Origin of the sequence: Stenotrophomonas chelatiphaga (assembly GCF_032054965.1) — a bacterium.
In the GTDB taxonomy this organism is placed as follows: domain Bacteria; phylum Pseudomonadota; class Gammaproteobacteria; order Xanthomonadales; family Xanthomonadaceae; genus Stenotrophomonas; species Stenotrophomonas chelatiphaga.
The window spans coordinates 14,857-32,134 of the sequence record NZ_DAMBRS010000022.1 but is presented as its reverse complement, the minus strand read 5'-3'; the positions used below and the strand labels follow the sequence as shown (position 1 = coordinate 32,134).

The 17,278-nt window shown below is 67.8% G+C and carries 13 protein-coding genes and 1 riboswitch; of the genes, 8 read left to right on the top strand and 5 right to left on the bottom strand.

The window, feature by feature from the left end; genetic code table 11:
• Positions 1 to 200 precede the first annotated feature (200 nt).
• Positions 201 to 2,795 carry a M14 family zinc carboxypeptidase gene (locus RTX79_RS17855; protein ID WP_312685159.1) on the bottom strand — a complete coding sequence of 865 codons (2,595 nt, stop codon included), beginning with the start codon at positions 2,793 to 2,795 and terminating at the stop codon, positions 201 to 203.
• Between the two features lie 98 nt (positions 2,796 to 2,893).
• Entirely contained in the window at positions 2,894 to 5,539 is a 2,646-nt protein-coding gene (locus RTX79_RS17850) for a TonB-dependent receptor (protein ID WP_312685158.1), read from the bottom strand.
• A gap of 180 nt (positions 5,540 to 5,719) precedes the next feature.
• Between RTX79_RS17850 and queD the strand changes: the two genes are divergently transcribed.
• Entirely contained in the window at positions 5,720 to 6,085 is a 366-nt protein-coding gene (gene queD / locus RTX79_RS17845) for a 6-carboxytetrahydropterin synthase QueD (protein ID WP_312685163.1), read from the top strand.
• Between the two features lie 212 nt (positions 6,086 to 6,297).
• Here the strand turns inward: queD and RTX79_RS17840 are convergent, their stop codons facing one another.
• Positions 6,298 to 7,758 (bottom strand): sensor histidine kinase, encoded by a 1,461-nt coding sequence (locus tag RTX79_RS17840; protein WP_312685156.1) that lies wholly within the window; start codon positions 7,756 to 7,758, stop codon positions 6,298 to 6,300.
• On the bottom strand, positions 7,755 to 8,474 hold the full coding sequence (locus RTX79_RS17835) for a response regulator transcription factor (RefSeq protein WP_312685154.1): 720 nt from the start codon (positions 8,472 to 8,474) through the stop codon (positions 7,755 to 7,757). The genes RTX79_RS17840 and RTX79_RS17835 overlap by 4 nt, the downstream gene beginning before the upstream one ends.
• A gap of 145 nt (positions 8,475 to 8,619) precedes the next feature.
• Here RTX79_RS17835 and msrB point away from each other — a divergent pair, with 145 nt between their 5' ends.
• From msrB to RTX79_RS17805, 6 genes are all read left to right on the top strand, one after another.
• Positions 8,620 to 9,177, top strand: coding sequence for a peptide-methionine (R)-S-oxide reductase MsrB (gene msrB / locus RTX79_RS17830; protein WP_057507922.1), 558 nt, complete (start codon positions 8,620 to 8,622; stop codon positions 9,175 to 9,177).
• A 28-nt stretch (positions 9,178 to 9,205) separates the two neighbouring features.
• The gene (locus tag RTX79_RS17825) at positions 9,206 to 10,969 is read left to right on the top strand and encodes a cytochrome c biogenesis protein DipZ (RefSeq protein WP_309689866.1); all 1,764 of its coding nucleotides are present in this window, start codon (positions 9,206 to 9,208) and stop codon (positions 10,967 to 10,969) included.
• Positions 10,970 to 10,978: 9 nt separating this feature from the next.
• Complete coding sequence (gene msrA / locus RTX79_RS17820) at positions 10,979 to 11,716, top strand: peptide-methionine (S)-S-oxide reductase MsrA (RefSeq protein WP_312685153.1); 738 nt, start codon at positions 10,979 to 10,981, stop codon at positions 11,714 to 11,716.
• 132 nt (positions 11,717 to 11,848) lie between these two features.
• Positions 11,849 to 13,294 (top strand): PLP-dependent aminotransferase family protein, encoded by a 1,446-nt coding sequence (locus tag RTX79_RS17815; protein WP_312685152.1) that lies wholly within the window; start codon positions 11,849 to 11,851, stop codon positions 13,292 to 13,294.
• Positions 13,295 to 13,303: 9 nt separating this feature from the next.
• Complete coding sequence (locus RTX79_RS17810) at positions 13,304 to 13,786, top strand: GAF domain-containing protein (RefSeq protein ID WP_057507910.1); 483 nt, start codon at positions 13,304 to 13,306, stop codon at positions 13,784 to 13,786.
• Entirely contained in the window at positions 13,783 to 14,109 is a 327-nt protein-coding gene (locus RTX79_RS17805) for a TfoX/Sxy family protein (protein WP_057507909.1), read from the top strand. The genes RTX79_RS17810 and RTX79_RS17805 overlap by 4 nt, the downstream gene beginning before the upstream one ends.
• Before the next feature lie 235 nt (positions 14,110 to 14,344).
• Here the strand turns inward: RTX79_RS17805 and RTX79_RS17800 are convergent, their stop codons facing one another.
• Positions 14,345 to 14,932, bottom strand: coding sequence for a histidine phosphatase family protein (locus RTX79_RS17800; RefSeq protein WP_312685149.1), 588 nt, complete (start codon positions 14,930 to 14,932; stop codon positions 14,345 to 14,347).
• A 165-nt stretch (positions 14,933 to 15,097) separates the two neighbouring features.
• A riboswitch (cobalamin riboswitch) is annotated at positions 15,098 to 15,317 on the top strand.
• A 115-nt stretch (positions 15,318 to 15,432) separates the two neighbouring features.
• Between RTX79_RS17800 and btuB the strand changes: the two genes are divergently transcribed.
• Positions 15,433 to 17,271, top strand: a complete 1,839-nt coding sequence (btuB, locus tag RTX79_RS17795) for a TonB-dependent vitamin B12 receptor (RefSeq protein WP_312685147.1) — start codon at positions 15,433 to 15,435, stop codon at positions 17,269 to 17,271.
• The last annotated feature ends 7 nt before the right edge of the window (positions 17,272 to 17,278 follow it).

Here is a 17,278-nt window from a genome sequence, read left to right as displayed (position 1 = left end):
GGTGGGGCGGGGTGGCTGTGCAGGACCGTCTTTTCGCATGGATGCGAAAAGCGAGACTACACGGACGTACTTGCGGCGTGTCCTGCACAGCCACCCCGCCCCACCTACCCCACAGCCCTGCAGCTCTTGACGTTGCCGTTGCCGTGGCGCTGGCTCGAAAAAGCGGGCCGCCGGGCTGCAGGCCCGGCAACCCCGACCGCTTACCCGCGCGGCTTGGCGGGGTTCAAGAGATTGCCGAAGAACAGCGCGTTGACCAGCAGCCGGTCCGTCCCGTGCCAGTACTTGCGGTGCGCCGGATCATCGGCAAACAGCACCACGTTGCCTTGGCCCTGCGGCGACACCAGCAACCACGCCGAACCGCTCACCCGCGCACGATTCCGCTCGGACAGATAGCCATTCACGCGCACCTGCTCGTCCACCCGCACCACCGTGGAAAACGGATTGGCACTGGGCTGCAACACCACCGCGTTTTCCTTGTTCACCGCCAGCTGCCGGCGCGGCGTGCCGAAGCCCAGCGGATGGCTGGTATCGATATCCGCGCTCAGGATGTTGCCACTCACCCGCTCGATGGCCGCGATGTCGCGCTGGTCACCGAACGCCTTGCGCGAGGCATCGGCGGTGTCTTCATCGGTGCCCAGCTTCTCGCCATCGGCCAGCTTCTTCTCGATCGCCCAGCGCGAGGCGGTGCCATAGGTCACCAGCGATCCGCCGGCCTGGATCCAGCGCTTCAACGCGGCAACCGCCGCTTCGTCCACGCCCTCGTACTTGCCACCGGACAACACGATCGAGGTGTAGCGGTCCAGCGCGACCTTGCCCAGTTGCGATGGGTCGATCTTGCTCGCCGGCAGCTGTAGCTGCTGGTCCAGCAGGAACCATGCCGAGCCGATCTCGGTCGCGTTGACGCCCTCGCCCATCACCAGCGCCACGGCCGGCTTGCGCAGCGCCTTGACGCTGTCGCTGCCCAGGTCGATGCCACCGCGGCTCTGGCCGCTGGCCAGCGCAAACGCCTGCACGCCACTGTCCCTGGCCGCGGCCTGCACCGCCTCCAGCAGCGCAGCGCCCTGCAGCGGCTGGCCGGCGATCGGCACCACGATGCTGCCCGGGGCGAAGGCCACCTCCCCGGCCGACGTGCCGGCGGTGAACGCCTGGAACGCGGCCCGCGTGGACAGCCCCTTGGCCTGCAACGCATACAGCGCGCGGCCGGCGTTGTAGTCACGCCAGTCGATCACGTACGCATAGCCCGCCTGTCCGCCCTGCACGCCCCCCTGGGCGTCGGCCACCGCGGTCACCCGCGCGCCCTCGCCGATCCGGCTCTTGCTGGCCGCGAAAGCCACACCATACGCCGGTGCGATCGCATACGAGGTACTGCCGTAGAACACATCTCCCTTGATCTGCGGGGTGTCGGCGAAGATCGAATGCACCAGCCGGTACTGCGGCTGCGCCGCCGGCACCACATAGGCGCTGCCGGGTTCGAAACGGCGTCCCTCCACGGTGACCGCCGATGCCAGCGCATGCACCTCGATCCGATGCAGCAGCAGCAGTTCCAGCAGCTTGCGGGTCAGCGCAGGATCATGCGCATCGCCGAACACGAAGCTCTTCAACGGCTGCTGGCCGGCCTGCTTCAGCGCCGACTGGAAGAAGGATTTCTGCAGCGACAGCAGGCCCTCGCGCTCGGCCACCGCGCCGCGCACCGTGCCCAGCCCGGTGGCCACCTGGTTGCGGATGGTGAACGGGAACGTCAATGGGCCGTTGACCGACTCCTGCACCCGTCCACGCGAACTCGCCTGTTCGACGGTCACCCCGACCGCACCATGGAAATCCGGGTAGGTGGAGCCATACACCGGGGAGAAGTTGTCGTAGTTTTCACCGGTGTAGTACAGCGAACCGAGCGCATCCAGCGACGCGGCGTGGTACTTGGCGAGGGTCTTGTTGAACTCGTACGACGACGCCGGCAGCAGCGGGCTGTGCATGCTCTTCGGCGACGGCTCGAAGTAGTACGTGCTGTCCTTGCCCATCTCGTGGAAATCGATCTGGACGTTCGGATACCACTGGTGGAACACCTCGATCTTCGGCCGGCTGTCCTGCTGGGTCAGTGCCAGCCAGTCGCGGTTGAGGTCGGTGAAATAGTGGTTGGTGCGCCCCTGCGGGAACGGCTCCACGTGCTCCTTGTCGGCCGGATCAGGCGAGGCGGGGCTGGACGCGTACGCGTTGTGCCAGTTGGCGGCGCGGTCGCGGCCGTCGGGATTCTGCGCCGGATCGAACAGTACCACCGCGTCCTGCAGCCATTGCTGGGTTTCGGCGCTGCGGTTGGCCACCAGGTAGTACGCGGTGAGCATCGCCGCCTCGCCGCTGGAGGTCTCGTTGCCGTGCACGCTGTACCCCAGCCACACCACCACGGGGCTGTCGCCGGCGGCGCTGCGCGGCTGCGCCGGATCCACCAGCGTGGCGTGCTGCTGCCGGATCGATTCCAGCCGCGCATGGTTCTGCGCGCCGGTCAGCGTGGCGATCAGCAGTGGACGGCCTTCGTAGCTGCGGCCGATCTCCTGCACCTTGATCTTGTCCGACAGCCGGGCCAGTTCCTTGAAGTAGCCGACCAGCTGGTCGTGGCGGGTATAGCGGCTGCCGACCTCGTAGCCGAGGTACTGCTGCGGGGTGGGAATGGCCGGATCGAAATCCGCCGCCTGCGTGGTCTGCGGGAAGAAGTAGGCGCTCTGCGCCTGCACCGGCGCGGCGGGAACAACGGCCACCGAGGCGGCAACGAACAGGGACAACAACACACTTCGATGGAAGGACACGACGATTCCCCAAGAATGATGGCGCTGCCGCGCCCGTACAGCCCGGCCGGCCCCGTGCGGTGGCCGGCCGGCATGACCGATGACACGCACGCGGCGGGTCAGAAGCGGTAGTCGAAGCCCACCGTGAAGTAGCGACCGCGCAGGTCGTACTGGCTGAAGTCATACGGTGCGCGGATGCCCGGGAACGAGGCGTCGTACGGCGGATCCTCGTCGCCCAGGTTCTGGATCTTCGCGTACAGGGTCAGCTGCTCGAAGCCGGTGTAACCCACGTACAGATCGAACTGGCTGTAGGCATCCACGCGGTCCTGCACCGCCTGCGCGGTGGCGCTGGCCTTCTGGTCATAGCCACTGGTGTAGTACCAGGTCAGCGCGGTGCGCACGTCGCCGTAGCTCCAGTCCAGCGTGGTGGTGGCCTTGTCCTTCGGCAGCGTGGCGCCGAGGTTGCTGCCGGCGTAGTTGACCAGCGGTCCGCCGATCACGGTCGGGCGGCGGTAGTCGCGCACGTGGGTGTAGGCCGAACTCAGGTTGAAGGTGCCCAGCCGCTCGGTGGGGATGCGCTGGCGCAGCTCCACGTCGATGCCGGAGGTCTTCAGGTCGCTCAGGTTCTGGTAGCGGTTGTAGACGGCCTGGATCTTGCCGCGCTCATCGCGCTGCACGGCACCGGGCACGTCATTGGTCACCAGCGTCTGCGTGTTGTTGGTGCCGACCAGGTTCTCCAGTTCGATCTTGTAGTAGTCCACGCTCAGGTTGGTGTTCGCCCACGGCGACAGCACCACGCCGAAGTTGTAACTGCGCGTGCGCTCCGGCTTCAGTTCGGTGTTGCCGACGGTGAAGAAGGTCGGGTTCTGCCGCGAACCGGGCAGGTCCGGATCACGCGGGTCGACCACGCTGCCGTAGGAAATGCTGGTGCTGTCCGAATTCTCGGAAAGCGACGGCGCGCGGAAGCCCTTCGACGCAGCGGCACGCACCAGCAGGAAGTCCAGCGGCTGCCAGCGCAGCCCCAGCTTGGGCGAGAACGCATCACCGAAGTCATCGTAATGATCGGCACGCGCGGCCACCGACAGTTCCAGCTTCGAGGCCAGCGGTACGATGGCTTCGGCGTAGGCGGCGCTGACCGTGCGCTCGCCGTGCACTTCGGCGATCGCCGGGCGCACCTGCAGGCCGGCATCGATCTGCCACGGGTTGTTGGAATCGAGCTTCTCGCGGCGCCATTCCACGCCGGAGGCGAAGCCGATGTCACCGGCCCAGGTGTGGCCGAGCGTGCCGGAAATCTTCGCATCGATGCCCTGCAGCTTCGACTCGGCCGGGCGCAGGGTGGCGATGTTGATGCCATCCAGCACCGACTGCGGCGTCGCCGAAGGATCCAGCAGGTTGTAGCTGCCGGTGGCCAGCGCATCGGCGAGCGTCCAGCGGTTGGCGAAGCCACCGGAAACCGTTTCGCGCTCGCTGCTGCGTGCGCCGAATGCACCCACTTCCCAGTCCCAGCGCTCGCTGCTGCCACGCAGGCCGACCAAGCCACGGTAGGACTGCGAGCGGTTGGTCTTGATCGTGCCGCCAAGGTTGAAGAACGTGTATTCGATCGGGATCGCGCGGCCGTACGGGTTGTAGGGATTGCCCGCCGGCAGGTTGGACGACACCGGCTCGGCCAACCCGGTATCGGCGTTCAGCGCGAAGCGGCCGCTTTCCAGGGTGAAGAACGGGCTGCTGCCGAACCAGGACACGCCCTTGACCTCGCTGTACAGCACTTCGCCGAATGCTTCGACGGTGTCGCTGAGGCGGAAGGTACCGTTGGCATAGGCCTGCCAGCGCTTGGTGGAGGGAATCAGCGTGGTGAACGGCGCCTGGTTGAAACCGCAGGTGTCGCCGGCGAGTCCGTCGATCGGCGCGCTGGCCACGCGGGTGGTGCCGTCCGGGCACTGGCCGTTGGCATCGAGCATCGGCACCGACACGCCGTTGACCAGGTAGCGCGCGCCCTTGGCCGACCAGCCGTTCCAGCGGCCGCCGGGCTGGTCGCTGTAGATGCCCGATTTCGTCAGGTCACGCTGGTCCTGGTCCAGGCGATCCCGGTTGTAGGCCTCCAGGCTGAAAAGGATGTTGTAACCATCGGTCTCCAGGTCGCCCAGGCCACCGACGAACTTCAGCTTGGTCTCGTCCAGCCCGCCCTGGTCGGCGGTGCCGACGCTGCCGCCGACCTCCGCGCCCTGGTAGTTCTGTCGGGTGATGATGTTGACCACGCCGGCCACCGCATCGGAACCGTAGACCGCCGACGCGCCGTCCTTCAGCACTTCGATGCGCTCCACCGCGACCAGCGGCAGCGCGTTGAGGTTGACGAAGGTGTCCGACAGGCCATTGGCCGGGAAGCCGTAGTTGGCGAGGCGACGGCCGTTGAGCAGCACCAGCGTGTTCTTCTGCGACAGGCCGCGCAGGCCGATACCGGCCGATCCGGACGCCCAGCCGCTGTTGGACGTTTCATTTGCGGCGTTGCCGGTGTTGGCGGAGATCGAACGCAGCACGTCGGCCACCGAGGCCTTGCCGGTCGCTTCAAGCTGTTCGCGACCGATCACCTGCACCGGATTGGCGGTTTCGGTGTCGGTGCGTTTGATGTTGGAACCGGTGACACGCACGGCGGCCAGGGTGCTGGCATCGCCACTGGCAGTGGTATCGGCGGAGGTTTCGGCGGCGGCAGACAAAGGCGCGGCCAGGGCGGCGGCAAGGGCCGCCACGAGCAGGGTGTGCTGGGGCATGTCGAAATCGTGGGGTGGGTGGTGGTAACAGTTCCGCAGTAGCACATGAATGGCCGCGCTACGACCAATAACATCTCTTCATACGGATATAAGAGAAGCTACCATCTCTTCATCGCGATGAAAAGGAAGTTGTTGCCCCTGAAACGGCTTTGCCAGCGCCGGGCCGCTACAATCCCCCCCATGGAAATCTTCAAAGTCTTCATGATCGAGGCAGCGCACCGGCTGCCGAACGTGCCCCCGGGCCACAAGTGCTCGCGCCTGCACGGGCATTCGTTCCGGGTGGAGCTGAAGGTGGAAGGCGAGCCCGGCGCGGAAACTGGATGGATCATGGATTTCGGCGACGTCAAAGCCGCGTTCCAGCCGATCTACGACCGCCTGGACCACCACTACCTTAATGACATCCCGGGCCTGGAAAATCCGACCAGCGAGAACCTCGCCAAGTGGATCTGGCAGCAGCTCAAGCCGGTGCTGCCGGAACTGAGCGAAATCACGGTGCACGAGACCTGCACCTCCGGGTGCCGCTATCGGGGCCCCACCGGCCGCTGAGCAAGCGATTGATCCTGAACGGATTTTGGTTCAGGGTAGAAAATCCACCGCCGCCTGTTGCAATGCAGCACGAAAGGCGTATGCTGCATTGCAACAGGTCGCGAATCACCGGATTCCGGAACCGCAGACCGCCAGAACACTGCATGGGTCCCTCCCCCCGTGCAGTCGCAGGACCCGACAGATCCCTCCCTCTGTCGGGTCCTTTTTTTTGCCTAGGGCCGTGCGCGCGGCAAGGCGAAGCGGAACACGGCGCCCTGTGCACTTTCCAGCAGCGCGATGTCGCGCCCATGCAGCTGCACGATGCGCTGCACGATCAACAGGCCGAGGCCACCGTTTTCGCCGCGCCGTGGCCCCAGCGCCGCGGGAGCCTGGAACAGCGTGGCACGCAGCGCCGGATCGACACCGGGGCCATCATCGCTGACCGTGACCCACAGGCTGTCCGCATCGACCGACAACGCCACCTGCACCAGTCCGCCCGGCGGCGTGTGCCGCAGCGCGTTGTCGATCAGGTTGGTCAGCACCCGCTCCACCAGCCCGACATCGGCACGCACCAGCGGCAGTCCCTGCGGGAACCGGGCATCCAGCTGCAGACCCTTGGACTGCGCGGACAACTCGAACTTCTGCAGCGCGTCCTGCAGCAGCTCGGGCAGGGCGAAGACTTCCCATTGCAGCTGCACCTGCCCATGCTCCAACCGCGCCAGTTCGAACAGCGCGCGTGCCAGTCCGCCGACCTTGGCACTCTGCGACAGCGCGATCGAAAGATAACGGCGGCGCTCTTCCACGCTCAGCGTCGCCTCCTTCATCGCCAGCGTTTCCAGGTAACCGTGCAGCGATGCCAGCGGGGTGCGCAGGTCATGCGAAATATTGGCCACCATCTCGCGTCGCTGCAGGTCCTGCTGGCGCAGCTGCTGCCACTGTTCGCCCAGCCGGTGCGCCATCTGCGCGTGCGCATGCTCCAGGATCAGCAGCTCGTCGCGCTCATCATCGTGCAGCGCGGGCAGCGACGGCAGGTCGGTGGGGGCGTCGATGTCGAACGACTGGATGCGCCGGGTCAACTCACGCAGTGGGCGGGTCACCCAATAGAACGCCACCAGCCCGGCCAGCATGCCCAGCACGGCAACCAGCGCCACCGACCACAGCATGGTCCGCCACTGGCTGCTCGCGGCCAGGTCGTCGGCGAGCATCTGCCGTTGTTCGCCGACCAGCACCACGTACACGTAACCCGCCGCGCGGCCCTGCACCACCAGCGGTGCCACGCTGAAGACCTTGCGCCCGCGTGCGCTGCGCGGATCATCGCCGAGGATCGGCAGCGGCGCGCCGGCCAGCAGCGCCTGCAGCGGCGCCACGTCCACCCGGTCACGGCGCAGGTGGCCACTCGGCGCGTCATGGCCGAGCACCCGCCCCTGGTCATCCAGCAGGTACACCTCCACGCTGGGGTTGACCGCCATCAACTGGCCGAACAGCGCGCGCACTTCCGGCTCGCGCATGCCGGCCTGGTCCATCAGCTCGCTGCGCTGGGCGATATGCCCGGCCAGCCCCAGCGACAACCGCTGCACCACTTCCTGTTCATGCCGCAGCGCCATCCGCATCTGCATGCCCAGCAGCGCCAGGCTGCACAGCACCAGCAGCGCGGCGAACACCGCTGCCAGCTTCTGCCACAGGCGCAGCTTCATGCATCACCTCCGGCGGCGACCAGCTTGTAGCCGCGGCCCCACACCGTGAGGATCTGCCGCGGGTTCGCGGGATCGGGTTCGATCTTGTTGCGCAACCGGTTGATATGCGTGTTGACCGTGTGTTCGTAGCCATCGTGGCCATAGCCCCATACCTGGTCCAGCAACTCCGCGCGCGCGAACACCTGCCCCGGGTGGCGGGCGAAGAACAGCAGCAGGTCGAACTCACGCGGGGTCAGCTCCAGTTCCCTGCCCGCGTGCAGCGCCACCCGCGCCAGCGGATCCAGCCGCAGGCTGCCCAGTTCGATCGCACCGGCTTCCAGTCGCGCGCTCTGCGCCATCGCCTGCGCACGCCGCAGCAGCGCGCGCACGCGCGCCACCAGTTCGGGCATGGAAAATGGTTTTGCCAGGTAGTCATCGGCGCCCAGCTCCAGCCCGACGATACGCTGGGTCTCGCTGCCGCGCGCACTGATGATGATGATCGGCACGTAGCGCGCCATCGCCCGGGCGCGTCGACAGATCTGCAGCCCATCCACGCCCGGCAGCATCACATCCAGCACCAGCGCATCCCATGGGCCGTCCTGTTCCAGCAGGCGCATGCCGTCGTCGCCGGTGGCGGCGTGCACCACCGCATAGCCCTCGTCCGCCAGGTGCAGGCGCAGCAGGTCGGCGATATGGACATCGTCTTCGACGATCAGGACACGCTGGGCGTCAGTCATGGCGGCAGGCAGGGGCGGTCAGGAAGCGTAAGGGCATTGTCAGCGCAGGCCGACCCGGATGTATCACGGAAAATTGAACTCTCCGTGAGGATTCGTTGATCGGCGTGGGCGCAGCATGGCCGCATCGTCCCTGCTGGAGATGGCCATGTCCCTGTCCCGACGTCACCTGCTTGGCCTTGGCGGCATGGCCGCTGCCGCCAGCGTGCTGGGCATCGGCGCCTGCAGCCGTGCCGCGCCGGCCGCCGCCGAAGCCGCCCCCGCCCGTCGTTTCGAGATCATGCGCAGCGACGCACAATGGAAGCAGCAGCTGACCCCGGCCCAGTACGCCGTGCTGCGCCAGCAGGCGACCGAACGCGCGGGCAGCAGTCCGCTGGACCGCGAAAAGCGTCGCGGTACGTTCCACTGCGCCGGCTGCGCACTGCCGTTGTTCTCCTCCTCGACCAAGTTCGAAAGCGGTACCGGCTGGCCGAGCTTCTGGGCGCCGCTGCACGATGCTGTCGGCGAACAGCGCGACACCCTGTTCGGCATGGTCCGCGTGGAAATCCACTGCCGTCGCTGTGGCGGGCACCTGGGCCATGTGTTCAACGACGGCCCGCGTCCGACCGGACTGCGCTACTGCATGAACGGTGCCGCGCTGACCTTCGAGCCTGCCGCACGCACCGATGCCAGCGATGCCGGCAGCGCCTGGCGGGTGCCGGTCTGATGTCTTTTCCCTTGTTGATGGAGCGTCGCTGATGCTGTTGCTGCTGGCTTACCTGGGGGGTGTGTTGACCCTGCTCAGTCCGTGCATCCTGCCGGTGCTGCCGTTCGTTTTCGCGCGTGCCGGCGGCTCGTTCCTGCGCAGCACCCTGCCGCTGCTGCTGGGCATGGCGATCACCTTCACCGTGGTCGCCAGCCTGGCCGCGGTGGGCAGTGCCTGGGTGGCACAGGCCAACCAGATCGGCCGCTGGGTCGCGCTGGTGGTCATGGCGGCATTCGCGCTGGCGCTGCTGTGGCCGGCGTTCGCCGACCGCCTGCTGGCACCGTTCCAGCGCATCGGCGCACGCCTCAGCGCGCGCGCCGATGCCGCCGACGACGCCGGACGCGGCGGTGCCTGGACGTCCCTGCTGGTGGGCATCGCCACCGGCCTGCTGTGGGCCCCGTGCGCCGGGCCGATCCTCGGCCTGGTGCTCACCGGCGCAGCGCTCAACGGCGCCAGTGCCAGCACCAGCAGCCTGCTGCTAGCCTATGCGCTGGGCGCAGTCACCGCGCTGGCGCTGGCGGTGTGGGTGGGCGGCCGGGTGTTCAATGCGCTGAAGGCACGCCTCGGCCTGGGCAACTTGTTGCGGCGCGTGCTCGGGGTTGCCGCGCTGCTGGCGGTGGTGGCCATTGCGATGGGCTGGGACACCGGCGTCCTCACCCGCTTGTCCGCGGTCAGCACGGCACGGCTGGAACAGGGCCTGCTGGACGCCGTGCCGGGCGCGCAGCCGGCCGCTGTGGCGATGACCAGCACCGGCGCGGCGGCGGCCGATGTCCCGCTGCCGGTGGAAGGCGAACTGCCTGCACTGGACGGCACCACCGGCTGGCTCAACAGCCCGCCGCTGACCCGCGAACAGCTGCGCGGCAAGGTCGTGCTGGTCGATTTCTGGACGTACTCCTGCATCAACTGCCTTCGCGCGATGCCTTACGTGCACGAATGGGCCGAACGCTATCGTGACCATGGCCTGGTGGTGATCGGCGTGCACACCCCGGAGTTCGCCTTCGAGCGCAATCCGCGCAACGTGATGCGCGCGGTCGACCAGTTGAAGGTCACCTACCCGGTCGCGCTGGACAACGACTACGCCATCTGGCGCGCGTTCCAGAACCGCTACTGGCCGGCGCACTATTTCGTCGATGCGCAGGGCCGCATCCGCGCGCACCAGTTCGGCGAAGGCAACTATGCCCACTCCGAACAGGTGATCCGCCGGCTGCTGCAGGAAGCGGGACAGACCAACCTGCCACCGCCAGCCGATCCCAGCGCCGCGACCCTGCAGGGCGTTGCCGAACAGGCCGACATGGGCAACCTGCGCTCGCCGGAAACCTATCTGGGTCATGCGCGTGCGGAAAACTTCGCCTCCCCCGGTGGCATCGTCCGCGACCAGCAGTCCGCTTACGCCCTGCCTGCGCAGTGGACGTTGAACCAGTGGGCGCTGCAGGGTCCGTGGTCGGTCGACCAGGAGTCGGCCACGCTGGCGGCGGCAGGCGGACGCATCGCCTTCCGCTTCCACGCCCGCGACCTGCACCTGGTGCTGGCGCCTGCGACAGAGGGCACGCCGGTGCGCTTCCGCGTACTGTTGGATGGCAAGCCGCTGCAGGCCGCCGATGCGGGCGGTGACGTGCGCCCCGATGGCAGCGGCGTGGTCGATGAGCACCGCCTGTACCAGCTGGTGCGCCAGCGTGCCGACATCGGCGAGCACCTGTTCGAGATCGAATTCCTGGACCCCGGTGTCCAGGCCTACGCATTCACGTTTGGCTGAGGAGGTCCCATGAAATTCTCACTGGAACAAGGCATCGCTGCGGCCGTCGCGGCCGTGGTGGTGGGGGCGCTGGTGGTGTTCGCGGTCGATGCGGGCCCGGCCATCGGCGCGGGCATGGCGCCTGCACGCGCCGCCGAAGAAAGCCGCGCCCTGCCTGCCCCCACCGGCGTGGCGGCGTTCAAGGACGAGCGCACGCAGGCCAGCGTGGTGTTCGCCGGCGGCTGTTTCTGGGGCGTGCAGGGCGTGTTCCAGCACGTCAAGGGCGTGGGTAACGCCGTCTCCGGCTACATCGGCGGCGACGCCTCCACCGCGCGCTACGAAACGATCAGCAGCGGCCGTACCGGTCACGCTGAAGCGGTACGGGTGGACTACGATCCGCGCCAGGTCAGCTATGGCCAACTGCTGCAGGTGTTCTTCTCGGTCGCCCACGATCCGACCCAGCTCAACCGCCAGGGACCGGACCACGGCACCCAGTACCGATCGGCCATCTTCAGCGACGACGCCCGCCAGCAGGCAGCCAACCGCGCGTATGTCGGCCAGATCGGCGCCTCGTTCGATTCCCCGGTGGTGACCGAGCTGGGCACCGGCAAGCGCTTCTATCCGGCCGAGGCCTATCACCAGAATTACCTGGAGCGGAATCCGCAGGCCGCCTACATCCGCTACTACGACGCACCCAAGCTGGTGGCCCTGCAGCAGCGGTTCCCGCAGTTGTACCGCCGCGAAGCGGTACTGGTGCCGATGAAGTAAGCAGGCAAAAAGACGCACGTCCATGGCGGACGTGCGTGGGGGAAATGCCGGAGCTGATGCCAGCGGCAGCCATCGTAGTGCGGGCAGGAACAGGGGTACAGTGGCAGACGCCCTCTTCTTGGTTGGATACAGATGGACGCCCCACCCACCCTGCCCCGCTACCAGCAACTGGCTGATGAGCTGTCTACGGCGATCCACGCCGGCCGCCTGCCCAGTGGTGCGCGCCTGCCCTCGCTGCGGCAGATGGCACAGCAGCGCAAGGTCAGCTTGAACACGGTGATCGGGGCCTACCGGCAACTGGAGGATGCCGGGCTGGTGGTACCGCTGCCGCGCTCTGGATTCCAGGTCGCTGCCCGCCTGCAGGTCCCCCGGCGCTCGCTGCGTGACGCGCCATCGGCCCCCACTGCAGCCGGCCAGCAGGTGTTGATGGCCAGGGTACTGGCCGCCCAGCAGCGACCGCGGGTGCTCGACCTGGCCTTCGCCGGTCCACGCGGCCGGGCCTTCTACCCTGGCGTGCAGTTGCAGCGGGCCACCGCGCAGGTGCTGCGCCGCAGCCTGGCCACGGTGGAGACGTACGCGCGCCCGGACGGCTCACAGGCGCTGATCCGGCAGATCGTACGGCGTGGACCGCGGATGGGCCTGCATACCGCGCCCGAACGGATCGTGCTGACCCACGGTGCGATGGAAGCCCTGCAACTGGCCCTGCGTGCGGTAACCGAACCCGGTGATGCCGTCGGGCTCGAAGCGCCGTCCTATTTCAACCTCTATCCGCTGCTCGCCAGCCTCGGCCTGCAGCCCATCGAACTGCCCACCCACCCCCAGCATGGGCTGGACGTGGAAGCACTCGATGCCCTGCTGGACACCACTGCGCTGGCCGCGCTGGTGGTCATGCCGACGGTGCACAATCCCTTGGGCTGCACCATGCCGGTGGCGGCCAAGCAACGCCTGGCTGAGATGGCGCAGGCACGCCGACTGCCGATCATCGAAGACATCGTGTACGCCGAGCTGCAGCACAGTGAACCGCTGCAGCCCCTGCTGAAGGCCTTCGACCGCGACGGCTGGGTGATGGTGTGCGCGGGCTTCTCCAAGACGCTGGCGCCGGATTACCGCATCGGCTGGCTGGAAGGCGGGCGCTTCATCGACCGCATCGCCCTGCTCAAGTTCCATTCCAGCGGCGCCGAGTCACGGCTGCTGGGCGATGCCGTCGCGGCCTTCCTGGAAGCCGGCAACTACGAACACCACCTGCGCCGCATGCGCCGGCTGTACCGCGAACAGACCAGCAAGGTGCGGCAACTGGTGTCCCAGCATTTCCCGCCCGGCACGCGCGCCACCGAGCCTACCGGCGGCTTCCTGCTGTGGGTCGAGATCCCCGGCGTGGACACCAGCGCGCTGTTCGAACAGGCGCTGGCCGAGGACATCGTGTTCATGCCCGGGCAGGTGTACTCGCGCGGCGCACGCTACCGGCATTGCCTGCGCCTGTCCTGCTGCCAGGAGCTGGATGCGCGTTACACGGCGGGCATCGCGCGGATCGGGGCGCTGGCCACGGCACTGGCCGCCAGCACCGCCGTGCCTTGCTAGACTGGCGGCATGTTCGCCACTTCTTCGCTGACCGGCAGCAAGCCGGAACAATACGCCCAGCTGCTGGACCAGGCCCGTGGCCTGGTGCATGGCGAGAGCGACCGCATCGCCAACGCGGCCAACCTCTCGGCGCTGATCTACCATGCCGTGCCCCACCTCAACTGGGCCGGTTTCTACCTGTTCGACGGTACTGAACTGGTGGTCGGACCCTTCCAGGGCCTGCCCGCCTGCGTGCGCATCCCCCTGCACAAGGGTGTGTGCGGTGCGGCCGCGACCGAACGCGTGACCCAGCGCATCGACGACGTGGACGCGTTCCCGGGCCACATCGCCTGCGATTCGGCCTCGCGTTCGGAACTGGTGGTGCCGCTGGTGAAGGACGGTGCGCTGATCGGCGTGCTCGACCTGGACAGCCCGTTGCTGGCGCGCTTCGATGCCGACGACCAGGCCGGCCTGGAAGCCATCGCCGCCGTGTTCGTCGACGCACTGCGATGAGCACCCTGCAGCTGCGCAACATCGGTCCGAAGAGCGCGGCATGGCTGCGCCAGGTCGGCCTGCGCAGCCGCGAGGAACTGCTCGCCATCGGATCGGTGGGAGCCTTCGTCAAGGTACGGCGGGCCGGCTTCAAGCCCAGCCTCAACCTGCTGTACTCGCTGGAAGGCGCCCTGCTGGACTGCCACTGGCAGGACCTGACCGAAGCCCAGCGCAGCGCGCTGGTGCAGGACTACGAAGCGCGCATCGCGCTGCAGCCGTTGAAAGCGCCGGGCCCGGCCTCCGGCCCGGTACGCGAACAGCGATTCGACGACCGCGACGACTGACGGTAGCGCCGAAGGCGGCGGCAGGAGCCGCCGCCAACGTCGCTTGCGACGGCCCGCAGGGTGCCGGTCAGGACGACCGGCATAGCCGTGCTCGGCGAGCGCGAAGCGCGGCCGGTTTCAGGCAACCAATGGTCCTGCTACGTAACGACCGATGCCTCTGGTGGGTGACGACCGTTGGTCGTCACGCTCCCTCCCCCGCCGAGCATGGCTCGGCGCGATCGATTCCAACCCATCATCAGGGCTGCTGCAGCTCCAGCAGTTCTCCCCACAGCCCCGCATCGCCGCGCTCCACCCGCAGCCGCAGCCGCGTGCCATGGTCGATGCGCAGCGCCCAGCACAGCGCCACCGGCAGGCCACAGACCTGCGACAGCACCATCCGCAGCGGTCCCCCATGGCTGACGATCAGCGTCGGTGCTGCATCCTGCGCTTCTTCCTCATCGAACAGCCGGTCCAGCGCGCGCGCGATGCGGCGTTCGAAGTGACCCCAGCTTTCGCCATTCGGCGGCGCGAACGCATGCGGATCGCGATGGAAACCCAGCAGTTCCTGTTCCGGCAGCGCTTCGATCGCCAGCCCGTACCAATCGCCGAAATCGAGTTCTTCCCACTCGGGATCAGGCTGCACGTCCAACCCGCGTGGCACCGCCAGCGCGACCGCGGTATGCAGCGCGCGCAGGCGGGGCGAACTGATCACCCGCTCCCACTCATGGCCTTCGCAGGCCACGCACAGCGCATCGTGCGCACCGGCCAGCAGCGGCGGATCGGTGCGACCGTCCAGGTGGGTGTCACGGCCGGTGCTGGCGTGGCGGACCAGGTCCAGGATCATCGCCAGCCCCCGCGGCAGCAGTCCTGCATCGGCAGGCAGGCACTGGGGCCTTGGCGCAAGGGGGCAACGCAGTACGGCATGGACGTCATGGGCAGATCTGGAACGAAACAGGCGCCATTCTAGTGCACCGGCGTACGCGGCCTGCAGCGCCGCACGCGATGGCTTAGACTGCGCGCACTTCAAGGTGACCTGCGGCGCTGGCTGGCAGGTTGAAACGGGAAGCCGGTGACGCATCCGCGTGATGCCACTCCGGCGCTGCCCCCGCAACGGTAAGCACGTCACAAGCGGACCTCACGCCACTGTGCCCCCGGGCATGGGAAGGCGTCCGCCCGGTGGATCCCCACCGACGGCAAGCCCGGAGACCGGCCCGGAAGCACCAGGTTGCGATGCGGTGGGCATCGGCGACGGCCACCGCGCGCTTGCGTGGTGCGCATCGCCCTGTCTCCGCGTTGCAGCTCCCTTTTTGTCCGCGCGGGCGTGCGCGGCAGCCGGAGTTCCCCATGACATTGCAGTCCCGAATCCTTTCCCTGGCCGTGCTGGCCGCATTGCCCGGCATGGCTGGCGCACAGAACGCGACCACCGCGCTGGACCAGGTTCTGGTCACCGCCACGCGCACCCCGATCGCCCTGGCCGACAGCCTCAGCCCGGCGCAGGTGATCGACCGCACCGCCATCGAGGCCAGCCAGGCCACGTCGCTGCAGGACCTGCTGCGCGGTCGCGCCGGCATCAACCTGGCCAACACCGGTGGACTCGGCAAGCAGACCTCGCTGTTCCTGCGTGGCACCAATTCCTCGCACACCGTGGTGCTGGTGGATGGCGTGCGCATCAACACCGGTGACTTCGGCCTGGCCATGCTGCAGGACCTGCCGCTGGCGCAGATCGAACGCGTGGAGATCGTGCGCGGCCCGCAGTCCAGCTTGTACGGCGCGGACGCGATTGGCGGCGTGGTGCAGATCTTCACCCGTCGCACCACCGGCGGCTTCGCACCGCACCTGGAACTGGGCGGCGGCAGCAACGGCCTGCGCCAGGCCAGTGGCGGCATCGGCGGCGGCACCGAACGCGGCTGGTTCGGGCTGGATATCGCTTACCAGCACAGCGACGGCATCGACGCGTGCCGCGGCTCGGCAGCGACCTTCCAAGGCTGTGGTGCGGACGAGCCGGATCGCGATGGCTACCGCAACCTGTCCAAGAGCGCCCGCGGTGGCTACACCTTCAATGAACAGTGGAGCGTGGAAGGCAGCGCCCTGCGTGCGGAAGGCGAGAACCACTACGACGGCTACTACAACTACTCCGAAACGCTGCAGCAGGTGCTCGGCGGCAAGCTCCGCTACACCCCGTCCGAGCGCCTGGCGGTGACCGCCAGCATCGGCCGCAGCGACAACGAATCGGACAACAGCGGTCCCTTCGGTGCGTTCGGCAGCGCGCAGACCCACCGCGACAGTGCCTCGCTGCAGGTCGACGCCAGCCTGGCCGACAACCAGCTGCTGAGCGGCGGCGTGGACTGGAGCGATGACAGCCTGGACGGCAGCAGTGCCGGCTACCTGGTCGACAGCCGCGACAACACCGGCGTGTTCGTGCAGTACCAGGGCCGCTTCGGCAAGCACCAGGTGCAGGCCAGCGTGCGCAACGACGACAACCAGCAGTTCGGCAACCACACCACCGGTTCGCTGGCCTGGGGCCTGGACCTGGGCGCAGGCTGGAAGCTCACCGCCAGCCACGGCACCGCGTTCAAGGCGCCGACCTTCAGCGACCTGTACGACCCGTGGACCGGCGTGGCCGCGCTGGACCCGGAAAAGGCCCGCAGCAGCAACATCGGCATCGCGCAGCAGGGCCAGGGCTGGCGCTGGGGCCTGGATGTGTATGAAACCCGCGTGGATGACCTGATCACCTACGACGCGGCCACCTTCCGCATGACGCAGGTGGAAAAGGCCCGCATCCGCGGCGCCGAACTGACGGCTGCGACCACGCTGGCCGGCATCGACATCAACGCACAGCTGAGCTACACCGCCCCGCGCAACCGTACCGACGGCGCGCAGTACGACAATTGGCTGGCGCGCCGCGCACAGCAGACCGCGCGCATCGACCTGGATCGTCGCTTCGGCGACCTGCGCGTGGGCCTGACCGGCTTCGGTGCCGGCAAGCGCTATGACGATGCCGCCAACACGGTGAAGCTCGCCGGCTATGGCACCGTGGACCTGCGCCTGGAATACGCGCTCAGCGATGACTGGTCGGTGCTTGCACGCGCCGCCAATGTCTTTGACCGGCGCTATGAAACCGTCGCCTGGTACAACCAGCCCGGGCGCGAGTACCAGCTGAGCGTGCGTTACCAGCCGAAGTAACGCACAC

Excerpts from the sequence above, each read along its gene's own strand:
- queD (WP_312685163.1), top strand. The coding sequence starts at position 5,720 with ATGGAAATCTTCAAAGTCTTCATGATCGAGGCAGCGCACCGGCTGCCG.
- RTX79_RS17850 (WP_312685158.1), bottom strand. The coding sequence starts at position 5,539 with ATGCCCCAGCACACCCTGCTCGTGGCGGCCCTTGCCGCCGCCCTGGCC.
- RTX79_RS17800 (WP_312685149.1), bottom strand. The coding sequence starts at position 14,932 with ATGATCCTGGACCTGGTCCGCCACGCCAGCACCGGCCGTGACACCCAC.
- RTX79_RS17810 (WP_057507910.1), top strand. The coding sequence starts at position 13,304 with ATGTTCGCCACTTCTTCGCTGACCGGCAGCAAGCCGGAACAATACGCC.
- RTX79_RS17815 (WP_312685152.1), top strand. The coding sequence starts at position 11,849 with ATGGACGCCCCACCCACCCTGCCCCGCTACCAGCAACTGGCTGATGAG.
- RTX79_RS17840 (WP_312685156.1), bottom strand. The coding sequence starts at position 7,758 with ATGAAGCTGCGCCTGTGGCAGAAGCTGGCAGCGGTGTTCGCCGCGCTG.
- RTX79_RS17805 (WP_057507909.1), top strand. The coding sequence starts at position 13,783 with ATGAGCACCCTGCAGCTGCGCAACATCGGTCCGAAGAGCGCGGCATGG.
- RTX79_RS17835 (WP_312685154.1), bottom strand. The coding sequence starts at position 8,474 with ATGACTGACGCCCAGCGTGTCCTGATCGTCGAAGACGATGTCCATATC.
- btuB (WP_312685147.1), top strand. The coding sequence starts at position 15,433 with ATGACATTGCAGTCCCGAATCCTTTCCCTGGCCGTGCTGGCCGCATTG.
- msrA (WP_312685153.1), top strand. The coding sequence starts at position 10,979 with ATGAAATTCTCACTGGAACAAGGCATCGCTGCGGCCGTCGCGGCCGTG.
- msrB (WP_057507922.1), top strand. The coding sequence starts at position 8,620 with ATGTCCCTGTCCCGACGTCACCTGCTTGGCCTTGGCGGCATGGCCGCT.